Raw genomic sequence first — 21,222 nt, 5'->3', positions numbered from 1 at the left:
GCGCGGCTTGGCCGGCGTGCGGCGTGCGGCGAGGCCACAACTTCCCGGAAGTAGGGGCCTCGCCACCACGCGAGGCCACAACATCCCCGAAGCAGGGGTCTCCCCGTCCCCGCGAGGCCACCACTTCCGGGGAGTAACGCGCCGCTCCCCACGCGCCGAGCCCTCCGCGCCGGCAGCGCCGTCCCGGGTTCCACGCTCCGCGCACCGCAGCGCCGTCCCGCGTTCTCGCACGCCGCGCCCCGCGCGCCGAGCACTGCCGCCCCGCCTTCCCGCGCCGGGGCCACGCGCCGCGCCCCACGCCGAATGCCACCCTCCACACCGTCGCGGCGTTTCGGTGCCGGAAAGCGGCGCGCCCCGCGCCGCGGGTGCGGGCGGGGCGCGGGGCGCGGTGGGTCAGCGGGGCTGCTCGGGGTTGTCGCCCGGGTTGATCCGCTGGGTGCGGTCGCTGTCGCCGTCGCGCGGGATCGCCTGGGTCGGTTCGGCGGACTGGCGCGGGATGGCCTGCGTCGGGTCGGCCGAGGGCGGCTGGCCGAACGGCGGCGCGGGCTGCGGCTGCCCGAACCCGGGGACCCGGTTCTCCGGCTGCCCGAATCCCGGGACCGGGTTGGCCGGCGGCGCGGACTGCGGGGCCGGCGGGGCCGACTGCGGGGCGTACGGCCCGGCGGGCTGGCCACCGTACTGGCCGGGGGCGGGCCAGCCGGCCGGCTGGCCGGGGGCCGGGTAGGCGCCGGGCTGGCCCGGGACCGGGTAGCCGCCGGGCTGGCCGGGCGCCGGGTAGCCGCCCTGCTGCGGCCAACCGGGCTGGGGCTGGCCGCACACGCCGGGCTGCGGCTTGGGCTTCGGCACGTAGTAGAGCTTGCGCCAGACGGTGTAGACGACGTACGCGGCGACCGCGAAGACGGCCAGCCAGGCCACCCGGGCGAGCAGGCCGAGCAGGGCGTCCAGCACCTCGCCCTCGGCCAGCCGGCCGACCGTCCAGATCAGGAAGGTCAGCGCGCCGAACGCGCCGCTGACCGCGTACTCGACGAGCGCCACCTGGGTGATCAGTTTCGCCTTGGGCACCGCCGGCTGCACGTGCGTGGCCAGCAGCACGGCCAGCACGGGCAGCACCACCGCCTCCCAACCGGCGAACGCGTAGAAGGCGCTCCCGGCCCGGCCGGTGAAGGTGCCGTACTCGGTCGGGGTCAGCAGCCGGATCAGCCCGACGAACAACAGCACGGCGTTCGCGCCGAGCAGCACGAGGGCGGCGGGTTCGCGGAACGGCTTGGTCAGCTGGCTGGCCCGCGTCGGGTCGGTGGACGCGGGCTCGACGGGGCTGGTCACGAAGATCCCCCTGAGGGCGAAAGCGGACAGTTGCCGACGTGAGCCTAGTCTCCCCGGCCTCCGGCGGACCGACGGCGTCACGTGCGCGAGGATGGTCGGCATGCGCATCGTGGTTCTGACGGGCGGCATCGGCGGCGCCCGGTTCCTGCTCGGCGTCCGGGCGTACGCCCGCGAGGTCGGCGCCGAGGTGACCGCCGTGGTCAACGTCGGCGACGATCTGCTGCTGCACGGGCTGAAGGTCTGCCCGGACCTGGACAGCGTCATGTACACCCTGGGCGGCGGGGCCGACCCGGAGCGGGGCTGGGGACGGGTCGGGGAAAGCTGGACGGTCAAGGAGGAGCTGGCCGCGTACGGCGCCGAGCCGGCCTGGTTCGGCCTCGGCGACAAGGACGTCGCCACCCACCTGGTGCGCACCACCATGCTCAACGCCGGCTACCCGCTGCACGCGGTGACCGAGGCGCTGGCCACCCGCTGGCAGCCCGGCGTACGCCTGCTGCCGGCGACCGACGACCGGCTGGAGACGCACGTGGTGGTCGACCTCGACGGCGGCCAGCGGGCGATCCACTTCCAGGAGTGGTGGGTACGCCACCGGGCGCAGCTGCCCACCCACCGGTTCGTCTTCGTCGGCGCCGAGACGGCCAGACCGGCGCCCGGCGTGGCGGAGGCGGTCGCCGGGGCGGACGTGGTGCTGATCGCGCCGAGCAACCCGGTGGTGAGCGTCGCGCCGATCCTGGCGGTGCCCGGGTTGCGCGAGGCGGTGGCCGACGGGCCGGCCCCGGTGGTCGGGGTGTCGCCGATCATCGGCGGCGCGCCGGTGCGCGGGATGGCCGACCGCTGCCTGGACGTGCTCGGCGTCGAGTGCAGCGCGGCCGGCGTCGGGCGGCTCTACGGCGGCCGGGGGGCGGGCGGCCTGCTCGACGGCTGGCTGGTCGCCGAGGAGGACGAGGGCACCGTGGTGCCGGAGGTGACGGTCCGCGCGGTGCCGCTGCGGATGACCGACGAGGCGGCGACGGCGGCCATGGTCCGCGCCGCGCTGGAGTTGACGTGAGGCTGGAGATCCTGCCGGTGCTGGGCATCGGCGACGTGACCGAGGGCGACGACCTGGCGGCGCTGATCGCCACCGCGGCGCCCTGGCTGCGCGACGGCGACGTGCTGGTGGTGACCAGCAAGATCGTCTCCAAGGCGGAGGGGCGGCTGGTCGACGTCCCGGCGGACGGGCCGGACCGGCTCGCCGCGCGGGACGAGGTGCTGGCCGCGGAGACCGCGCGGGTGGTGGCGACCCGGGGCGCGACCCGCATCGTGCAGACCCACCACGGCTTCGTGATGGCCTCGGCCGGGATCGACGCGTCCAACGTCGACAAGACCCGGCTGGTGCTGCTGCCCAAGGATCCGGACGCCTCCGCCCGGGCGCTGCGGGCCGCGCTGCGCGACCGCTACCACGTCGACGTCGCGGTGATCATCAGCGACACGATGGGGCGGCCCTGGCGCAACGGCCTCACCGACGTGGCGCTGGGCGTGGCCGGGATGGCCGCGGTCCGCGACCACCGGGGCGAGGTCGACCCGTACGGCAACGAGCTCCAGCTGACCCAGATGGCGGTGGTCGACGAGCTGGCCGGCGCCGGCGAGCTGGTCAAGGGCAAGTGCGACCAGGTGCCGGTCGCGGTGGTGCGCGGCTACCCGGGCGCGGTCGCGCCGGACGACGGCGCGGGCGCGGCCGCGCTGGTCCGGGACGCCACGATGGACCTCTTCTCGCTCGGCACCGCCGAGGCGCGGGCGGCCGGGCTGGCCGCCGCCGCCACCCTGCCGGACGGCCCCGGCCCGACCCCACCCGACCCGGACGCGGTGCGCCGGGCCATCGCCGCGGTCGCCGACGTGGTCGCGCCCGGCACGACCTTCACCCTGGTCACCGACGAGGAGGTACGCGCCGGACTGGTCGCCGCGGTGCCCGGCTGGCCGGCCGAGGCCGGCACCCTGGTGCTCGGCTCGCCGGCCACCCCGGTCGCCCCGGCCGACCTGGTCCGCTTCGGCGCCGACCTGCAGCGTCTGCGCACCGCGCTGGCGGCCGAGGGCATCGGCTCCACCCTCCTGCCCCCGCCCGCCCACACCACCGCCACCGCCGCCCTGGCCCTCTGACAGGCCCCTCGCATTGTTGGTCATGAAGCTGTCGTCCGACACGCCGAGGCGGCGGGCAACACCTTCATGATCGACGGGGTGGACCTCCGGGGGTCAGGCGTCGAGCATGGCCCGGCCGAGGGGGGTGAGGGTGTGCAGGACGGTGTTGCGGTCGCGCTGGCTGACCAGCAGCCCGGCGTTGCGCAGCACGGTGGCGTGCTGGCTCGCCGCCGCCGGTGAGATCTGCAGCCGGCGGGCCATCTCGCCGGTGGTGCAGCCGTCGTCGCTGGCCTCCAGCACCGCGGCCCGGGTCCGGCCGAGCAGGGCGGCCAGCGCCTCCCGGCCGGCTGCCGACCCGGCCGCGCCGGGCACCAGGCCACCCAGCCGGTCCACCGGATAGACCAGCACCGGCGGCAGCGCCGGGTCGAGCAGCGCGACCGGGGTACGCGCGCAGAAGAACGACGGGACCAGCAGCAGGCCCCGCCCGTCCAGGTGCAGCTCCCGGCTGTCCGGGTAGTCGAGCACCTCGAGCACGCCGGACTCCCAGCGCATCGCCGGACGCAGGCTGGCCAGCAGCCCCTCCACCCCGCCGTCGAGCAGCGCCCGGGCCCGGCGCGACCGGTCCGCCTCCACGGCCGCCTGGATCCGCGCCCAGTACGGGCTGATGGCCAGCGACCGGTACTGCTCCATCGCGCCGGTGAGCTGGCGCAGCGCCTCCGGCTCGCCACGGGCCAGCGCCGACGCCGTGCCGGGCAGGTTGTTGCCGCCGGCCAGCAGGGCGAGGTCGCGCTCCAGCAGCGGGACCGGGGTGCTGCGGACCGCGTCCAGGCCGGCCTCGAAGCCGGCGACACTCTGGTAGGGGGTCAGGAAGTCGGGGAAGTAGCCGCGCGGCGGGTTCAGCGCGAAGAGCAGGCGGAGTTGTTCGGAGACGCTGTCCTGGCGCAGCCCCCGGGCCACCGAGCGCCGCCAGTTCGCCATCAACGGGTCACGACTGCGCCCCTGCAACAGGTGCAGGCTGAGGACCAACTCCCAGACCGGGTCCGCGCCCGGGGCGACCCGGGTCCGGAGGATGTCCTCCCCGGAAAAGTAGATCTTCAGCATGGTGCGCTCCCGCGCCGCCGGGTCAGGGGGATGGCGGGCGACCCTTCGCACTGTACCTGGCCGGCACTTATCTCCACTTTTAAGCGTGGGCTGAAAAACCTCGACGCCCCCCGGGACCGTTAGGCATGCTTCCAACTGCCCGATGAGGCCGGCGCGTCGACGACGCGCCCCGTGCCCGGGTGCCGGGACCGGGGAGGACCGGTGACCGGGCGGCACCACGAGGGTCTGCGGCCCATGCTCCGCAGAGGTGCCGTCCGGTCGTCCCGAGGCTCAACCGACCCAGAGCGCGACCCGATGGTCCTCGTCGGTGACATAGAAGCACCGCCCGTCCAGCTCGGCCAACCCCTCCACGTGGTGGAACGGCGCCAGGTCGGCCACCGGTTCGCCGGGGATCAGCTGCCCCTGCCCGGGCAACCGGAACCGGACGTGCCGCGAGGTGACGTCCCCACCGGCCGGGTGGTCGTCGAGCAGCACCGACCCCTTGCCGAGCGCGTCGATCGAGCCGATCACCGCCGCGTACCCGCCGTCGGCGGTGGGGGCGACGGCCCGGAAGCCGGTGAGCGCGCCGCGCGGCGTCACCCCGGTCAGGGCGTACGCGGCCACCGCGGTCGGCCAGCCCGGCGTGGCGGCGAACATCTCCGGCACACCGGCCACCTCCACCAGGATCGGCTCGCCGTCGACGGTCACCGGGAACCGCAGCCCGAGCAGCACCGTGCCGGCCGGGGTGAACGCGGCCGCCTCGACGTTCAGCGGCAGGTCGTCCGGGTTCAGCCGGCTCACCCAGCCCTTGGCCCGGGCGGTGCCGCGGACCAGGGTCGCCTCGACGAACCGGGCGCGGACCCGCTGGCCGGGCGGCAGCGGCGTGAACGCCGCCTTGGTGAGCGCGTCGTTGACCGCCCGGTGCAGCCGGAACCGGTTGCGCACCACCTGCACCGGCAGCGTCCCGGTCGCCGCGTCGTCCTCCCGGAACCGGGCCACGAAGGCGCGCCGGGGTCGCAGCGGCCCGCCCTTGGAGCCGAAGTGCGAGCCGAAGACGTACACCCAGCCGTCGTGGTGGGCGAGCGCCTCGCCGTCCTCCGTCCGGCCGTTCTCCGCACCCGCGTCGGCGCCGACGTGGTGCGCCGTCCACCGGCCGTCGTCGAGCTCCAGCAGCAGGGCCAGGCAGTGCTCCACCGGCCCCTCGTCGAGCACCGTCCAGAATCCACGCCGGGCCCGGTGGGCGCGCAGCAGCGCCGCGGAGCGGACCGGCAGCAGGTCGCTGGCCTCGTTGCCGCCGACCACGAACTCGAGCAGTCGCAGGGTCACCGGGCCAGGGTACGAAGCGGCGGCTCGTACAGTGTCGGGATGCCGGACGCACCGATCGCCACCCGTACCACCGACCCGGCCGGGCACCCGGCGCTGCACGCCGACGCGGTCGCGGTGCTCGGCCGCTGGGCGCCGACCAGCCCGGCCGCCGCCACGGCCCGGGACCGCACCCTCGACCTGCTGGCCGCCGGACCGGTGGCGATGCGCCGGGAGCACCGCGCCGGGCACGTCACCGCGAGCGCCCTGGTGCTGGACGGCACCGGCGAGCGGGTGCTGCTCTGCCTGCACGGGAAGTTCCGGCGGTGGGTGCAGCTCGGCGGGCACTGCGAGCCGGGCGACCGGACGCTGGCCGGCGCCGCGCTGCGCGAGGCGACCGAGGAGTCCGGGATCGCCGGCCTGCGGGTCGACCCGGTGCCGATCGACGTGGACATCCACCCGGTCGCCTGCCAGGGCGGCTCGCTGCACTACGACGTCCGGTTCGCCGTCCTCGCCCCGCCCGGCGCGGTGGAACGGCTCAGCGACGAGTCGGAGGCGCTGGGCTGGTTCCCGCCGGACCGGCTGCCGGAGCCGCTGGCCGGCGGGACCGCACAGCTCGTCGCACCGGCCCTGGCCGCCCTCAGACGAGCCCCTCTTCGCCCCGCTCCTTGAGCTCGTCGACGATCTTCTTGACGTCCTGCGCCCGGTCCCGCGGGCAGACCAGCACCGCGTCCGGGGTGTCGACCACGATCAGGTCGTGCACCCCGACGGTGGCCACCAGCCGGCCGGAGTGCGGCACCACCACCAGGTTGCTGCTGTCCCGCAGCAGCACGCCGGGCTTCGCCGCGCCCAGCACCACGTTGCCGTCGGCGTCGGCCGGCAGCACGTCGCCGAGGGTGTGGAAGTCACCCACGTCGTTCCAGCCGAACTCACCGGGCACCGTGGCCACCCGGCCGGCGGCCGCCGCGCCCTCCATCACCGCGTAGTCGACGGAGATCTTCGGCAGCGTCGGCCAGACCGTGCCGAGCACGTCGTCCTGCTCCGCGGTGCCCCAGGCCGCCGCGATCGCGGTGACCCCGGCGTGCAGCGCCGGCTGCTGCCGGGCCAGCTCGGCGAGGAACACGTCCACCCGCCAGACGAACATGCTCGCGTTCCAGAGGTGGTGCCCGGAGCGCAGGTACGCCTCGGCGACCTCGGCCTGCGGCTTCTCCTTGAACTCGGTGACCGGGCGCATCGGGCCGTCGCCGAGCGGATCGCCGGTCTGCAGGTAGCCGTAGCCGGTCTCCGGGCGGGTCGGGGTGATGCCGACCGTCATCAGCCGCCCCTGCTCGGCGCCGCGCACCGCCTCCCGGACCGTCGCCACCCAGCGTTCCGGGTCGGCGATCAGGTGGTCGGCGGCGAACGAGCCCATCACGGCCTCCGGGTCGCGCAGCGCGATCACCGCCGCGGCCAGCGCGATCGCCGCGCACGAGTCGCGGGGCGACGGCTCGACCAGGATGTTCTCCTCCGGCACACCGGCCAGCTGGCGGGCCACCGCGGCCACGTGCGCGGCCCCGGTGACCACCAGAGTGCGCTCGGGGGTGGCCAGTGGCGCCAGCCGCTCCACCGTGGCCTGGAGCAGCGAGGCGGTGGTGCCGGTCAGCGGGTGGAGGAACTTGGGGTGGCCGGCGCGGGACAGCGGCCACAACCTCGTGCCGCTGCCGCCCGCCGGGATGACGGCGTAAATCACCCGCACATCATGCCCGATTCGCCCGGCCAGGCACGTCGCGGTCGCCGCCCGGGCACCGCGGTCAGGCCCGGGCCCGGGACCAGGCCGCGATGTGCACCTCCGCGCTCGACTCCCAGGTGAACTCCTTGGCCCGGTCGAAGCCGGCCTTGGCCAGCGTCAGCCGGCGCTGCTCGTCGTCGAGCAGGGCCGCCAGGTCGGTGGCGATCTGCTCGGCGTCCTCGCTGGTGTAGGCGACGGCGTCGCCGCCGACCTCGGGCAGCGAGAGCCGGGGGGTGGTGAGCACCGGGGCGGCGCACGCCATGGCCTCCAGGATCGGCAGGCCGAAGCCCTCACCGTAGGAGGGGTAGGCGGCGACCAGCGCCCCGCCGAGGAAGCCGGGCAGGTCGGCGTAGCGCAGGTAGCCCGGGCGCAGCAGGCGCAGATGCGAGGGAACCTCGGCCACCGCGCGGTCGATGTCGTCGTCGTGCCCCTGCCCGCCGGCGATCACCAGGGCCGGCGGGTCGACCCGGTCGGCCACCGCCCGGGCCCAGCCCCGGATCAGGTTGGGGACGTTCTTGCGCGGCTCCTTGGCGCCGAGGAACGCGACGTAGCTGCTGCTGCCCAGCCCCAGCCGGGCCCGGACCCGGGCCTTCTCCTCCTCGCTGGGGGCGTGGAAGGCGGCGTGGTCGACCCCGTGGTAGGCCACGTCGATCCGGGTCGGGTCGGCGTCGAGCAGCCGGATCAGCTCGTCCCGGGTGGCCTTGCTCGGCACGATCACCCGGTCGGCGCGGCGCAGCGAGGTCTTGATCGCGCTGCGGAAGAACGTGCGGCGGGACTTGTCGTAGTGCTCCGGCTCGGTGAAGAAGGTGGCGTCGTGCACGGTCACCGTCACCGGGCAGCCGGCCCGCAGCGGGCAGGTGTAGAACGGCGAGTGCAGCACCTGGGCCCCCACCTGCTGGGCGAGCAGCGGCAGGCCGGTCTGCTCCCAGGCCAGCCGGGCGGGGCGGTGCGCGACGGCGGCCGGGGCGGGGATGATCTCCGCGCCGGGCAGCATCCGGGTGTAGCGCTCCAGGTCGGTGCGGAGGCTGACCACCGCCAGCTCCACCCCCGACCCGCACACCTTGCCGAGCGCGCCGAGCAGGCCGTCGACGTATCTACCGACGCCGCCGCGGTCGGCGGGGACACTCGTGGCGTCGATGAGCACGCGGGGCGGGCGACCGGCGGTCACGGGGCGACTCCTTGAACTGGCGGGTCTGTGGGGAACAACACTCCGGGCAAGCCTACGCCGGAGCCCGGGGCGGACGCTGACTGCGACCCGACGGTACGCCGACTTGACGTTGTCATCGAGTACGGCCCGCGGAGGCGTATCGTTCGCGTCGATGGCCGACAACATTGCCCGGGTGTTCGCCGGCGCGATCGCGCCCGACCCCACCCGACCGCTGCTCACCTGGTACGACGACGCCACCGGCGAGCGGACCGAGCTGTCCGGCGCGACGCTGGCGAACTGGGTGGCCAAGACGGCCAACCTGCTCGTCGACGGCGCCGCCCTCGGCCCCGGGGACACCGCCGGGGTGCTGCTCCCGCCGCACTGGCAGACCGCCGCGGTGCTGCTCGGCTGCTGGTCGGCCGGGCTGGCGGTGGCCGGGGAACCGGGGCCGGTCGGGGCCCTCTTCGCCACCGCCGACCGGGCCGCCGAGGCGGACGACTGGCCGGCCGACGAGCGGTACGCGCTCGCCCTGCACCCGTTCGCCCTGCCGCTGCGCCAGGTGCCGCCCGGCTTCGCCGACTACGTGCTGGAGGTGCGCGCGCACGGCGACCAGTTCACCCCGTACGCCCCGGCCGGGCCGGCCGAGACGGAGCTGATCGCCCGCGCGGTCGCCCGGGCGGCGGAGCTGGGCGTCGCTCCCGGCGACCGGGTCCTGATCGACACGGCCGCGCACCCCGACCCGCTCGACTGGCTGCTGGCGCCGCTCACCGCCATGGCCAGCACGGTCCTCTGCGCCAACCTCGACCCGGCCACCCTGCCCGCCCGCACCGAGACGGAGAAGACCACCCGCACCCTCGCCTGAGCCGCCGGCGGTCAGGCCGGCGTGGGGTGGCCGTCGGTCGAGCGGCGCTGGGCGAAGGCGGCGAACGCCGACAGGGACTCCGGGTTGGCCAGGGCGCCCTTGGCGGCGGCGGACTCCACCGGGGTACCGGTGAGGATCTTCTTGACCGGCACCTCGAGCTTCTTCGCCGACAGCGTGCGCGGCACCGCGCGGACCTGGTGGATCTCGTCCGGGACGTGCCGGGGCGACAGCGCGGTCCGCAGCTCGCGGCAGATCCGGGTGCGCAGCGCGTCGTCGAGTTCCAGGCCCTCCGCGAGCACCACGAAGAGCAGCAGCTCACCGGCGCCGCCCTCGTCGTCCTCCAGGTGCACCACCACCGAGTCGACGACCTCGTCCAGCCCCTCGACGACGGAGTAGAACTCCGCCGTGCCGAGCCGGACGCCGCCCCGGTTGAGGGTGGCGTCGGAGCGCCCGGTGATCACGCAGCCGCCCCGCTCGTCGATGGTGATCCAGTCGCCGTGCCGCCACACCCCCGGGTAGAGGTCGAAGTACGCCTCCCGGTAGCGGCTGCCGTCCGGGTCGTTCCAGAACCCGACCGGCATGCTCGGCATCGGCTCGGTGATCACCAGTTCGCCCAGCTCGCCGATGACCGGGGTGCCGTCGCCGGAGCGGGCCTCCACCTTCGCGCCGAGCGCCCGGCAGGTGATCCGTCCGGCGTGCACCGGCAGCAGCGGCACGCCGCCGACGAAGCCGGTGCAGACGTCGGTGCCGCCGGAGAGCGACTGGAGCTGGAGGGTGTCGCCGACGGCGTCGTACACCCAGGTGAAGCCCTCGGCGGGCAGCGGCGCGCCGGTGGAGCCGACGCCGCGCAGCGCGGAGAGGTCGGCGATCTCCCGCGGCCGCAACCCGGCCTTGCGGCAGGCCAGCAGGAACGGCGCCGAGGTGCCGAAGTAGGTGGTGCCGGTCTCCTCGGCCAGCCGCCAGAGCGCGCCCAGGTCGGGGTGGCCCGGGTTGCCGTCGAAGAGCACGATCGCCGCGCCCACCGCCGGCCCGGAGACCAGGAAGTTCCACATCATCCAGCCGGTGGTGGTGAACCAGAAGAACCGGTCGGCCGGGCCGAGGTCGTGGTGCAGGGCGAGCATCTTCAGGTGCTCCAGCAGGATCCCGCCGTGGCCGTGCACGATCGGCTTGGGCAGCCCGGTGGTGCCCGAGGAGTAGAGCACGTACAGCGGGTGGTCGAAGGCGACCGGGGTGAAGGTGAGCGGCTCGTCGGTGGGGGCGGCGAGGTCGGACCAGGCCAGCGCGCCCTCGGGCGCGGCCGTCATCCGGTCCGCAGCGCCGCCCGGCGACGCGGAGGCCGAATCAGGGCCGGCCGGGTCGAGGTAGGCGATGCTCACGGTGTGCGCCAGCGACGGCAGGGCCGCCCGGATCGCGGCCACCTCGCCCCGGCGGTCCACCGGCTTGTCGCCGTAGCGGTAGCCGTCGACCGCGACCAGCACCTTCGGCTCGATCTGCTGCCAGCGGTCGGTGACGCTGCGGGTGCCGAACTCGGGCGCGCAGGAGGAGAAGATCGCCCCCAGGCTGCTGGTGGCGAGCAGCAGCACGTACGTCTCCGGGATGTTCGGCGCGTACGCCGCCACCCGGTCGCCGGCGGTGACGCCGAGCCGGCGCAGCCCGGCGGCCACCCGGCGGACCTGCTCGCGCAGTTCGGCGGCGGTGAGGGTGACCGGCGCCCGGGTCTGGCCGTACGCGATGACCACCGGGTCGTCGTCGGCAAGACCGGGCATCCGCAGCACGTTCTCGGCGTAGTTGAGCGTGGCGCCGGGGAACCAGCGCGCGCCGGGCATCCGCCGGTCGGCCAGCGTCGCGGTCGGCGGGGTGTGCGCGACCACCCCGAAGTGGTCCCAGATCGACCGCCAGAACCCGTCCAGGTCGGTGACCGACCACCGCCACAGCTCGTCGTAGTCGGCGAAGTCCAGCCCCCGGTGCTCGCGCAGCCAGCTCAGGTAGGTCCCGATCCGGGACCGCTCGCGTACGTCCGCCGGCGGCGTCCACAGCACGTCACTCACTGCTCCACCCTCCCCTGGCCCCGCACGACGCTGTGAAATGGGCCGTGGCGCCATCTTGCCCTACCTCAGATCGCCATTCTGCGCACCGGGTGCCGCCGAGGGCGCGTGGCCGGGCCACATGCCGGGCGGGGCGGGTGTGTGGATCGACCGCCGGGCGGCGGGCGGCGCGCCGTCCGGCGGCGGCCCGGTCCGCTCAGCCGGCCCGGTGGGCCTGGATGGCGCGGCGGCGGGCCAGCCGGTGGGCGCGGCGGATCTCCGCCTCCCGGAACCGGCGCTCGTCCTCCGTGGTCTCCGGCAGCACCGGACGTACCGGACGCGGCGCCCCGCCCACGTCCACGCCGACGAAGACCAGGTAGGCGGTGGCCACCCGGACCGGCTCGTCCTCGGCCGAGTCCCAGCGCTCGGCCACCACCCGGACGCCCACCTCCATCGAGGTCTGCCCGGTCCAGTTGACCTGGGCGTGGGCGTGCACCAGGTCACCCACCCGGACCGCCTCGGAGAAGACGATCTCGTCGATCGCCGCGGTGACGGCCGTGCCGCCGCTGTGCCGGGCGGCCGCCGCGCCGGCGACGTCGTCGACGAACTTCATCAGCACGCCGCCGTGCACGGTGCCGTAGAGGTTGACGTCCACGGCGGTCATGATCCGGCTCAGCGTGACGCGGGAGTACGACGTCGGCTTGCCCGACGGTACGGCGGAGGGGTGCTCGGTCATGTCGAAAACGGTACGGTGCGCGGATGCGACATCTCTGGAGCTTCCTCGCCGGGTTGGTGGTGGCGCCCGTCACCTGGGTGCTGGTCACCCTCGGGCAGGACGGGTCGGGCCGCACCGTCGACCGTTGGGTGGAGATCGGCACCTTCAACACGGCCAACCTGATCGAGCCGGCCGTCTACCTCGCGGTCGGCGGCGTCGTGCTGGGCCTGCTCGGCACGCTGCGCATCTCACCGCTCGGCCCGCTGGTGGCCGGGCTGCTGCTGGCCATCCCGTACGTGGGGCTGTTCGTCGCACCGTTCCAGGTGCGCAATCGCATCCCGGACGACTGGAAGGTCCTCGGTGACCCGCTGCCGCTGCAACTGCCGGTGGAGAACGGCACGCTGTTCCTGATCGGGCTGCTGCTGATGGTGGCGGCGTTCAGCGGGCAGCGGTGGCGGCAGTGGCCGCGACCGGCGACCGAGCCGGCGCCGGCCGAGGGGCCGGCCACGCAGGACTTCACGCTGACCGACTGGCCGCCGTCCGGGTCGACGGAGCGCGACACCGCCCCGCTGACCCTGGGCTACCCCGACCCCACGCCGACCGAGCCGCTGCCCCGCCGGACCGCCGGCGAGTCGCCGTGGTCGGCGCCGCCCCGCTCGACCGGCCGCCCGGAGGACACCACCACCGAGATCAAGTGACGGACGGGCGGGCCGGGTGACCGGCCCGCCCCGGATCCGCCGCCGCGGCCCGGGTCGGTGCCCGCCGGCCGCGGCGGCCGTCGGTCAGGCCAGGCCCTTGAGCAGCTGGCGGGCCATCACGATGCGCTGCACCTGGTTGGTGCCCTCGTAGATCTGGGTGATCTTGGCGTCCCGCATCATCCGCTCCACCGGGTAGTCGCGGGTGTAGCCGTAGCCGCCGAGCAGCTGGACCGCGTCCGTGGTGATCTCCATGGCCGCGTCGGAGGCGAAGCACTTGGCCGCCGCGCCGAAGTAGGTCAGGTCGGCGTCGCCGCGCTCGGACCGGCCGGCCGCGGCGTACGTCAGCTGCCGCGCCGCCTCCAGCTTCATCCCCATGTCGGCGAGCATGAACTGGATGCCCTGGAAGTCGGCGACCGGCTTGCCGAACTGCCTGCGCTCCTGCACGTACCCCTTGGCGTAGTCGAGCGCGCCCTGCGCGATGCCGACCGCCTGGGCGGCGATGGTGACCCGGGTGTGGTCCAGGGTCTGCATGGCGGTGGCGAAGCCGGTGCCCTCCGCGCCGATCATCCGGTCCGCCGGGATCCGCACGTTGTCCAGGTAGACCTCGCGGGTCGGCGAGCCCTTGATGCCGAGCTTCTTCTCCGGCGCGCCGAAGCTGACGCCGGAGTCGGACTTCTCGACCACGAAGGCGGAGATGCCCCGGGAGCGGGCAGTGGGATCGGTCACGGCGAAGACGGTGTAGAACTCGGACACCCCGGCGTTGGTGATCCAGCGCTTCACGCCGTTGAGCACCCAGTGGTCGCCGTCCCGGACCGCGCGGGTGGTCATCGAGGCCGCGTCGCTGCCCGCCTCCGGCTCGGAGAGGCAGTACGAGAACATCGCGTCACCGGAGGCGACCGGGGTGAGGTAGCGGCGCTTCAGCTCCGCGGAGCCGGCCAGCAGCAGCGGCATGGTGCCGAGCTTGTTCACCGCGGGGATCAGCGAGGAGGAGGCGCAGGCGCGGGCCACCTCCTCGATCACGATCGCGGTGGCCAGGGCGTCCGCGCCGGCGCCGCCGTACTCGACGGGGATGTGCGGGGCGTGGAAGTCGGCCGCGCGCAGCGCGTCGTAGGACGCCTTCGGAAACTCGCCGGTCTCGTCCGCCTCGGCGGCGTGCGGCGCCACCTTGGCCGCACAGACCTCACGGACCGCCTCCCGGATCGCCTCGTGCTCCTCGGGCAACCGGTAGACGTCGAACGACTGCTCTGCGGCCATGTCGGCCCCTCCCCTTCACCGCTATCATGCGCAGTCTGTAGCGTCTCCTGACCCCCGACGGCGCAGACTGAAGGATAGCGACCGGTTCAGGCGAGGTTACCGCCGCGTAGGCTTGGGCTTGAGGGAGCGTCCACGCCACCCGGCGATGATGGAAGAGACAGGCATAGAGTCCCCCTCGGTGCCCGGCCAGGCGCCGCAGCAGCAGAATGCGACGCGACGAAGCGCCGCCAGTGCGAGCGGAGAAGACAGGCGTGACGATCCCGTACCCGAACATCCAGCCGGTACCCGCCATCGCCGCGGTGACGCCCCCCTCGGGCGCGCCCCGGCCGCGGGTGACCTTCCTGGGCACCGGCTACCTCGGCGCGACGTACGCCATCTGCTACGCCGAACTCGGCTACGACGTGCTCGGCTACGACGTCGACGCGGACAAGATCGCCAAGCTGAACGCCGGCGAGGTGCCGATCCACGAGCCCGGCCTCGACGAGTTGCTCCGGCGCAACCTGGCCGCCGGCCGGCTGCGGTTCAGCACCGACATCGCCGAGACGGCCGACTTCGGTGACGTGCACTTCATCTGCGTCGGCACGCCGCAGCGCGCCGACGGCATGGGCGCCGACCTGTCGTACGTCGAGGCGTCGGTGACCAGCCTGGCCCAGCACCTGACCCGCAAGGCGCTGATCGTCGGCAAGTCCACCGTCCCGGTCGGCACCGCCGAGTGGGTCGAGCAGCTGGTCGGCAAGCACACCCCGGCCGACCTCGGCGTCGAGGTGGCGTGGAGCCCGGAGTTCCTCCAGGAGGGCTTCGCCGTCGACGACGTGTTGCGCCCCAACCGGATCGTGGTCGGCGTCAAGAGCGAGTGGGCCAACGGCATGCTCTACGCCGCCCACAAGGGAGTCTTCGACCTGGCCGCCACCGAGGACCGCGAGGTGCCCCTGGTGGTCACCGACTTCGCCACCGCCGAACTGGTCAAGGTCGCCGCGAACGCCTTCCTGGCCACCAAGATCTCGTTCATCAACGCGATGGCCGAGGTCTGCGAGGCGTCCGGCGGCGACGTGACCCAGCTCGCCCGGGCCATCGGCTACGACCCCCGGATCGGCAACCGCTTCCTCCAGGCCGGCCTCGGCTTCGGCGGCGCCTGCCTGCCCAAGGACATCCGGGCCTTCCAGGCCCGGGCACAGGAGCTGGGCGCCGGGGAGGCGCTGCGCTTCCTGCACGAGGTCGACCTGATCAACCTGCGCCGCCGCACCCGCGTCCTCCAGCTCGCCGCGGAGCTGCTCGGCCGCCGCTCCGGGCCGGCCGGGCCGGACCTGTCCGGCACCCGGATCGCGGTGCTGGGCGCGACGTTCAAGCCCAACACCGACGACGTACGCGACGCGCCCGCGCTCGCCGTCGCCGCGCTGCTCCAGAAGGCCGGCGCCGACGTCCACGTCTACGACCCGCAGGGCACCGAGAACGCCCGCCGGGTGGCTCCCGAGCTGACCTACGAGACCAGCATGAACGACGCGGTCACCGGGGCCGACCTGGTCTGCGTGCTCACCGAGTGGGCCGACTTCCGCAACGCCGACCCGGTCGCCCTCGGCGAGCTGGTCGCCGGCCGCAAGGTGGTCGACGGCCGCAACTGCCTCGACTCCACACTGTGGACGCAGGCCGGCTGGGAGTACCGCGGCATGGGCCGCCCCTGACGGTTCCCCCATCCTGACACCGGCGGCCGGCCGCGGAGCGTGCTCCGCGGCCGGCCGCGTCACTGGTTTGCCCCGGACCCGCCGACAACGGTCGAATTCTGCGCCGGCTTTGGGCATGCTGCGACAGTGGGAGTCCACAGTGCGGGTGGAGGGGTGTCGTGGCGACGTTTCAGTGCTCCTCGTGCGGCCGGGAGATCAAGCCGGCCGTCCGCTGCCCGCACTGCGGGGCGGAGCAGCCACAGTGGGTCGAGCACCTGGCCGAGATCGAGCGCTCCATCGCGGAGATGAAGGCCCGCGAGGCCGCCATCGCCAGCGAGCAGCGGCAGATCGCCGCCAAGATGCAGGCCGCCCTCTTCCAGCGGGACATCCTCGCGCACGCCGGTGAGGAACGGCTCAAGCAGGCCACCCGACCCCGCCGGGTGCTGCGCCGCCGGCCCGGCCGCCGGCCGCCGACCGCCGCCACCGGCGCCCCGCCCCGGGTGCCCCGGCAGGGCACCCCGCCGCCCGGCCCGGACGACCCGACGCCGCCCCCGTCGACCGCCACCTGGCTGGACGCCGACGACCCGGAGCACCCGCCGGAGGCGTCCTCCCGGGAGGTGCAGAACATCCCGCTCGGCCTGGGCGCGCTGCTGCTCGGGGTGGCCGCGGTGGTCTTCGCCGCGGTGGCGACCAGTTCGATGGACGCGCTGGCCCGGCTGGGCATCCTGCTGCTCGCCACGGTGCTGATGCTGCTCGCCCCGCCCGCGCTGGCCCGGCGGGGGCTCACCTCCACCGCGGAGACGATCGCCGCGGTCGGGCTGCTGCTGGTGCCGCTGGCCGGGTATGCGCTCTGGGCGGTCGACCGGATCGGCGGCGGCGGCGCCTCGGGCGCCGTCTTCGCCGGGCTGGTCTTCGCGGTCACCGCCGCCGTCTCCTTCGGGTACGCCAACTGGACCGGCCTGCGTGCCCCGCGGTTCGCCACCGTGCTCGCCGCCCAGCCGGTGGTGCCGCTGTTCGCGTACGACCGGATCACCGGCCCGGCCGGCTGGGCGCTGGCCCTGACCGCGGTGGCCGTCCTCGACCTCTGGCTGGCCCGCACACCGGTCACCGTGGAGCGTCCGGTGCGCCGGGACCTCCCACCGCCTGCCCCGGCCGAGCCGGCCGCCGCGCCGGCCGCGCCCCGGCAGCGGCAGCCCGAGGGCCGGCCGGAGGGCGCGCCGGAGGAGGCCGGCGAGGTGCTCGCCGGCACCACCCCGGCCGGCCCGGGCACCGCCCCGGCCGACGGGGCTCCGACCCGCCCGGTGCCGTGGTTGCCGGAGCTGACCTGGTTGCTGCACGGCGTCGCGGTCGCGGTCGCCCTCGCGTACGCGGTCAGCGCGCTGCTACGCGCGCAGACCGTGCCCGCCGCGACCGGCGCGGGCACGGTGCTGCTGCTGGCCGCCGCGGTCGCGCTGGCCGGGACGATCGCGCTGCGCCGGCCGCCGCTGCCGGACGTCGGCGCCGGCATCCTCACCCTCGCCGTCATCGGGGCGCTGGGGCGGATCGCCTCGGTGGCGTTGCCCGGCCGGTCGCTGCTGCTCATCGCGGCGGTGATCACGGTGACCGGGCTGGCCGTCCGCGCGGTGCCGGAGGCGGCCCGGCGCGGTCCGCAGTTCGCCTCCGCGGTCGCGCTCACGGTCAGCGGGGTGGTGGTGGCCGGCGGCGCCCTGCGGGCCGGCGTCGCCCCGGTCCGCGCCGCGCTGCCGGCCTGGGCCGCCGACCTGGACCGGTACCCGGCCGAGCTGGCCGCCGCGGTCGGCCCGGCCGCGTGGCAGCTCGCCGCGAGCGCCTTCCTGCTGACCGTCGCCGCCGTGCTGGCCCTGCCGCCGGAGATCCGCCGGGAGTTCGCGGTGGTCGGCGCGGCGCTGACCGCGCTCGCCGTCCCGGCGTCCTTCGGGCTCGGTTGGGCGGCGGCGCCCTGGCCGATGGTGCTGGCCGCGGTCGGCATCGGCGTGGCCGGGCTCTCCGCCCGCACGGAACGGGCCGCCCTGGCCCACGCGATCACCGCCGGTGGGGTGGGCCTGTTCGGCGCGGGCGCCGCGCTGACCCGGCCGGCGCTGACCGCCGCCGTGCTGCTCACCCTCTTCACGACGGGCGCCCTGGTCGCGGTGGCGCCCCGGGTTCGGCTCGCCCCGGCGGCGACCGACACCCTCTCCGCCTGGGCCGCCGGCGGCGCCGCGTTCGCGCTGCCCGGCGCGGTGGCCGCCTTCGTCGCCGCGACCGCGCCCACCGACCCGACGCCCACCCCGGCCAGCCTGCGCGAGGTGACCGTCCCGGTGCTCGCGGCCAGCTTCCTCGCGGTCTGCGTAACCCTCGGGTACGCCGCGATCGTGCAGGTCTCGCAGCGGCAGATCCCGGCCCCGCTGGCGGTGGGCACCGGCCTCGGGGCGCTGGTGGTCACCGCGGCCGCGTTCGGGGCGCCCGGCGCGACCGTCGCCGACGCCTGGGTCGGCGCGCTGCTGCTGGTCGCCGCGGTGCTGCTCTTCCTGGCCCCGTCGATCGACGCGGGCCGGCGGTCCGACCTCACCCTGGACGGGTCCGACCTCGCGGCGGCCGCGGTGACCGCCGCCCTGATCGCCACCCTGGTCCGGATCGCCGCCGTGCTCGCCCCGGGCGGGCAGCTCGCGGTGGCCGCCGCGCTGGTGCTGCTGGTCGCGGTCGCCGCCCGGGCGATGCCGGCGGAGTGGCGGCGCGGGCCGGTGCTCGGCATCACCATCGGCGGCTTGCTGATCGGGGTGCTGGCCGGTTGGACGGCGCTGCGCGGCGGGGTCGGCGTGCTCGCCACCCCCGGGCCGATCTGGGCCGGTGACCTCAGCGGCTGGCCGGCCGCGCCGACCGGCGGCGCGACCTGGCAGGCTCCGGTCGCGCTGGCGCTGCTCGCGGTCGCCGCCGGGATCCTCCTGCCGCCGCCCTGGCGGTACGACGTGTCCGGCGCGGCCGCCGTGCTCGCCACCATCGGCGCGCCGGCTGCCTTCGACCTGCCCTGGTGGTCACCGGTGCTGGTCGGGGGCATGGTCGCCACCGTCTTCGGGATGGCCGCGGTCGCCTCGGTAGACCCGCGGGCCGGGCTGTCCCGGGCCACCGTGGCCGGGGTGGTGGCCCTGCACGCGGCCGGCGCCGGGCTGGTCCGGCCGTGGACCACCGCGCTGGCGCTGGGCAGCATCGCGCTGATCGGCATGGTGGTGGCGACGCTGGCCCGGTCGCTCGCCGAGCCGCTGGTGGAGGACATCCACGCCGACGGGATGCCGTCGTACCTGGCGCAGATCGGGGGTGCCGCGGCCGGCGCGGCGGTGCTCGCGCTGCCCGGCGCGGTCGCCGCGCTGGCGGCCGAGTTCGCGCGTCCGCCGCAGGTGGTGCTGACCGCCGCGCTGGCCGCGTCCAGCCTCGGCCTCGCCGCGGTGGCCGCGGTACGCCGACAGGTGCCGCAGTACCTGCCCTGGACCAGCGCGGCGGTGGTCGGCGGCGCCACCATCAGCGCCCTGGCCGCCGTCCCCAGCGGCCTGCCCGTGGGCGTCTACGCCGCCGCCGCGGCCCTGCTCGGGGTGCTCGCCGAACTGGCCCGGGGCGCCACCGAGCCACCGGTCGGCTCCGCCCAGCCGGTACGGCGCTGGTCGGTCCTGCTCGACGGCGCGCTGCGGCGGCTGCCGGACGACGGCACCCGGCGGCGCTGGCGGGTCAGCCCGGCGGCCGGCGCCCTCGCCGCGGCCGCCCTGCCGACCGCGATCGCGCTGGTGTCAATCGCGCCGGCGCTCGTCGTCGCGCTGGTCGAGCCGCACGCCACGCTCACCCGGGTGTGGCAGGGGCCTCCGCCCGGGCTGCTCAGCCCACCGCCCGACGCGGTCGACCCGGCGCACGTGCTGACCGCGCTGCTGCTGACCGCGACCGCGGCGCTGGCGGCCACCGGTTTCAGTGGTGGACGCCGGTCCCGGGCGGTGCCGGTGGTGCTGCCCGGCGCGGCGGTGACCCTGCTGATCACCCCGACCGCGCTCGGCACCGGCTGGCCGACGAGCACCCTGGCCGCGCTCTCCGTCTTCACCATCTCGATGCTCGGCCTGGCGCTGACCCCGCCCCCGCCGCTGGTCGAGCCGGCCCGCTCGCTGCGGCTGGCGCGGGTGCTGGTCTTCGCCATCGGGCTGGCGGCCGGCGGCGCCGGGCTGGCCGGCAGCCTGGCCACCCGGGAGCTGACCCTGTTCACGCTGGGCGGCGCGGTCGGCGTCGGTACGGTCGCCGCGCTCTTCGGCACCACCCAGCGGGCCCGCATCCTCGGCTGGCTGTTCGCCTCGCTGATGGCCCAGCTCTTCGTGCTCACCGCCGGCCTGGTCGCCGGGCTGGCGGCGGTCTGGTCCGCGTTCGGCGTGCTGGCGGTCGGCGCGGCGTTGCAGGTGTTCGCGGCCACGCTGCCCCGACTGCGCCGTCCGGAGGCGCAGCGCGAGGCGGCCACCGTGGAGTGGAGCGGACACGCCGCCGCGCTGATCGCCCTGGCGTTGGCCTTCGACTCGCCGCGGCACATCGCCGCTCTGCTCGCGGCCTGGGGCGCGGTCCTCGGGGTGGCCGCGACCCGGCCCGGCCGTCGCCCGGTGGAGCGGCGGATCCTGTTCTGGGCGGTGGTGGTCTGCGAGATCAGCGCCTGGTGGACCCTGATGCGGGTCGCCGACGTGGCGCTGCCCGAGGCGTACACGCTGCCGTTCGCGGCGCTGGCCCTGCTGGTCGGCGTGCTGGAGCTGCGGCACCGCCCCGACCTGGGCAGCTGGGTGGCGTACGGGCCGGCGCTGGTCGCCGCCTTCCTGCCGACCCTGGCGATCGTGCTCGCCACCGACTCCAGCACGCTACGGCAGGTGTTGCTGCTGCTCGGCGCGGTGGCGGTGCTGATCTTCGGCTCGATGAGCCAGCAACAGGCCCCGGTGATCGTCGGCGCGACGGTCACCGCGATCACCGCGATCCACGCGCTGTTCGCCTTCGGCCCGTGGCTCGCCCTGATCCCGGTCGGCATCCTGCTGCTGGTGCTCGGCGCGAGCAACGAGCGGCGCCGCCGCGCGCAGGAGCGGTTGCAGACCGCCCTGCGCGGCATGCGCTGAAAGTGGAGGGGCCCTGCGGCCGTCGAGCCCGGCGGCCAGAGCGCGCCGGCTCCGGACGGGTTCCACCGGCGCACCGGCTCCGGACGGGTTCCACCCGCCCGCCGGCTCCGCAGCCGGGGCCCGGAGCACCGGGCGCGGCGGTCAGCGCCGCGTGTCGGCCGGCCT

Annotated in this window: 15 protein-coding genes; 7 read left to right on the top strand and 8 right to left on the bottom strand. The window is 75.6% G+C overall.

Going from position 1 to position 21,222, the window contains the following annotated elements; all coding sequences use genetic code 11:
- Positions 1-393: 393 nt before the first annotated feature.
- On the bottom strand, positions 394-1,323 hold the full coding sequence (locus AC1WTP_RS26055) for a hypothetical protein (protein WP_481651901.1): 930 nt from the start codon (positions 1,321-1,323) through the stop codon (positions 394-396).
- A gap of 100 nt (positions 1,324-1,423) precedes the next feature.
- Here AC1WTP_RS26055 and cofD point away from each other — a divergent pair, with 100 nt between their 5' ends.
- Together cofD and AC1WTP_RS26045 are read left to right on the top strand one after the other, a co-directional pair.
- Complete coding sequence (gene cofD, locus AC1WTP_RS26050; protein ID WP_481651900.1) at positions 1,424-2,371, top strand: 2-phospho-L-lactate transferase; 948 nt, start codon at positions 1,424-1,426, stop codon at positions 2,369-2,371.
- A complete protein-coding gene (locus AC1WTP_RS26045; RefSeq protein ID WP_481651899.1) occupies positions 2,368-3,456 on the top strand; it encodes a coenzyme F420-0:L-glutamate ligase in 1,089 nt (362 codons plus the stop codon). Before cofD ends, AC1WTP_RS26045 begins: the two co-directional genes overlap by 4 nt.
- 93 nt (positions 3,457-3,549) lie before the next feature.
- Here the strand turns inward: AC1WTP_RS26045 and AC1WTP_RS26040 are convergent, their stop codons facing one another.
- Both AC1WTP_RS26040 and AC1WTP_RS26035 read right to left on the bottom strand, forming a co-directional pair.
- Entirely contained in the window at positions 3,550-4,536 is a 987-nt protein-coding gene (locus tag AC1WTP_RS26040) for an ArsR/SmtB family transcription factor (RefSeq protein WP_481651898.1), read from the bottom strand.
- A 270-nt stretch (positions 4,537-4,806) separates the two neighbouring features.
- On the bottom strand, positions 4,807-5,841 hold the full coding sequence (locus AC1WTP_RS26035) for a hypothetical protein (RefSeq protein ID WP_481651897.1): 1,035 nt from the start codon (positions 5,839-5,841) through the stop codon (positions 4,807-4,809).
- A 39-nt stretch (positions 5,842-5,880) separates the two neighbouring features.
- Here AC1WTP_RS26035 and AC1WTP_RS26030 point away from each other — a divergent pair, with 39 nt between their 5' ends.
- Complete coding sequence (locus tag AC1WTP_RS26030; protein WP_481651896.1) at positions 5,881-6,489, top strand: NUDIX hydrolase; 609 nt, start codon at positions 5,881-5,883, stop codon at positions 6,487-6,489.
- Here AC1WTP_RS26030 and AC1WTP_RS26025 read toward each other — a convergent pair.
- Both AC1WTP_RS26025 and AC1WTP_RS26020 read right to left on the bottom strand, forming a co-directional pair.
- Complete coding sequence (locus tag AC1WTP_RS26025; protein ID WP_481651895.1) at positions 6,458-7,546, bottom strand: mannose-1-phosphate guanylyltransferase; 1,089 nt, start codon at positions 7,544-7,546, stop codon at positions 6,458-6,460. The two genes, AC1WTP_RS26030 and AC1WTP_RS26025, sit on opposite strands and share 32 nt — an antisense overlap.
- Positions 7,547-7,607: 61 nt before the next feature.
- A complete protein-coding gene (locus tag AC1WTP_RS26020; protein WP_481651894.1) occupies positions 7,608-8,753 on the bottom strand; it encodes a glycosyltransferase family 4 protein in 1,146 nt (381 codons plus the stop codon).
- Between the two features lie 151 nt (positions 8,754-8,904).
- Here AC1WTP_RS26020 and AC1WTP_RS26015 point away from each other — a divergent pair, with 151 nt between their 5' ends.
- Complete coding sequence (locus AC1WTP_RS26015) at positions 8,905-9,594, top strand: TIGR03089 family protein (protein WP_481651893.1); 690 nt, start codon at positions 8,905-8,907, stop codon at positions 9,592-9,594.
- An 11-nt stretch (positions 9,595-9,605) separates the two neighbouring features.
- Here the strand turns inward: AC1WTP_RS26015 and AC1WTP_RS26010 are convergent, their stop codons facing one another.
- Positions 9,606-11,642 carry an acetoacetate--CoA ligase gene (locus AC1WTP_RS26010; RefSeq protein WP_481651892.1) on the bottom strand — a complete coding sequence of 679 codons (2,037 nt, stop codon included), beginning with the start codon at positions 11,640-11,642 and terminating at the stop codon, positions 9,606-9,608.
- A gap of 193 nt (positions 11,643-11,835) precedes the next feature.
- Entirely contained in the window at positions 11,836-12,354 is a 519-nt protein-coding gene (locus AC1WTP_RS26005) for an acyl-CoA thioesterase (RefSeq protein WP_481651891.1), read from the bottom strand.
- Positions 12,355-12,377: 23 nt separating this feature from the next.
- On the opposite strand from AC1WTP_RS26005, the gene AC1WTP_RS26000 reads away from it, so the two are divergent.
- On the top strand, positions 12,378-13,031 hold the full coding sequence (locus AC1WTP_RS26000) for a hypothetical protein (protein ID WP_481651890.1): 654 nt from the start codon (positions 12,378-12,380) through the stop codon (positions 13,029-13,031).
- 84 nt (positions 13,032-13,115) lie between these two features.
- On the opposite strand, the gene AC1WTP_RS25995 is transcribed toward AC1WTP_RS26000, so the two are convergent.
- Positions 13,116-14,285 (bottom strand): acyl-CoA dehydrogenase family protein, encoded by a 1,170-nt coding sequence (locus AC1WTP_RS25995; protein WP_447135283.1) that lies wholly within the window; start codon positions 14,283-14,285, stop codon positions 13,116-13,118.
- A 251-nt stretch (positions 14,286-14,536) separates the two neighbouring features.
- On the opposite strand from AC1WTP_RS25995, the gene AC1WTP_RS25990 reads away from it, so the two are divergent.
- Both AC1WTP_RS25990 and AC1WTP_RS25985 read left to right on the top strand, forming a co-directional pair.
- The gene (locus AC1WTP_RS25990) at positions 14,537-15,964 is read left to right on the top strand and encodes a UDP-glucose dehydrogenase family protein (RefSeq protein ID WP_481651889.1); all 1,428 of its coding nucleotides are present in this window, start codon (positions 14,537-14,539) and stop codon (positions 15,962-15,964) included.
- A gap of 158 nt (positions 15,965-16,122) precedes the next feature.
- Positions 16,123-21,057: an SCO7613 C-terminal domain-containing membrane protein gene (locus AC1WTP_RS25985; RefSeq protein WP_481651888.1), complete on the top strand. Its 4,935-nt coding sequence runs from the start codon at positions 16,123-16,125 to the stop codon at positions 21,055-21,057.
- The last annotated feature ends 165 nt before the right edge of the window (positions 21,058-21,222 follow it).

This window comes from Micromonospora sp. R311 (assembly GCF_056780015.1).
The sequence above is the reverse complement of the archived record's forward strand: the minus strand, read 5'-3'. Positions and strand labels throughout refer to the sequence as shown.

Excerpts from the sequence above, each read along its gene's own strand:
- AC1WTP_RS25995 (WP_447135283.1), bottom strand. The coding sequence starts at position 14,285 with ATGGCCGCAGAGCAGTCGTTCGACGTCTACCGGTTGCCCGAGGAGCAC.
- AC1WTP_RS26000 (WP_481651890.1), top strand. The coding sequence starts at position 12,378 with ATGCGACATCTCTGGAGCTTCCTCGCCGGGTTGGTGGTGGCGCCCGTC.
- AC1WTP_RS26015 (WP_481651893.1), top strand. The coding sequence starts at position 8,905 with ATGGCCGACAACATTGCCCGGGTGTTCGCCGGCGCGATCGCGCCCGAC.
- AC1WTP_RS26005 (WP_481651891.1), bottom strand. The coding sequence starts at position 12,354 with ATGACCGAGCACCCCTCCGCCGTACCGTCGGGCAAGCCGACGTCGTAC.
- cofD (WP_481651900.1), top strand. The coding sequence starts at position 1,424 with ATGCGCATCGTGGTTCTGACGGGCGGCATCGGCGGCGCCCGGTTCCTG.
- AC1WTP_RS26040 (WP_481651898.1), bottom strand. The coding sequence starts at position 4,536 with ATGCTGAAGATCTACTTTTCCGGGGAGGACATCCTCCGGACCCGGGTC.
- AC1WTP_RS26030 (WP_481651896.1), top strand. The coding sequence starts at position 5,881 with ATGCCGGACGCACCGATCGCCACCCGTACCACCGACCCGGCCGGGCAC.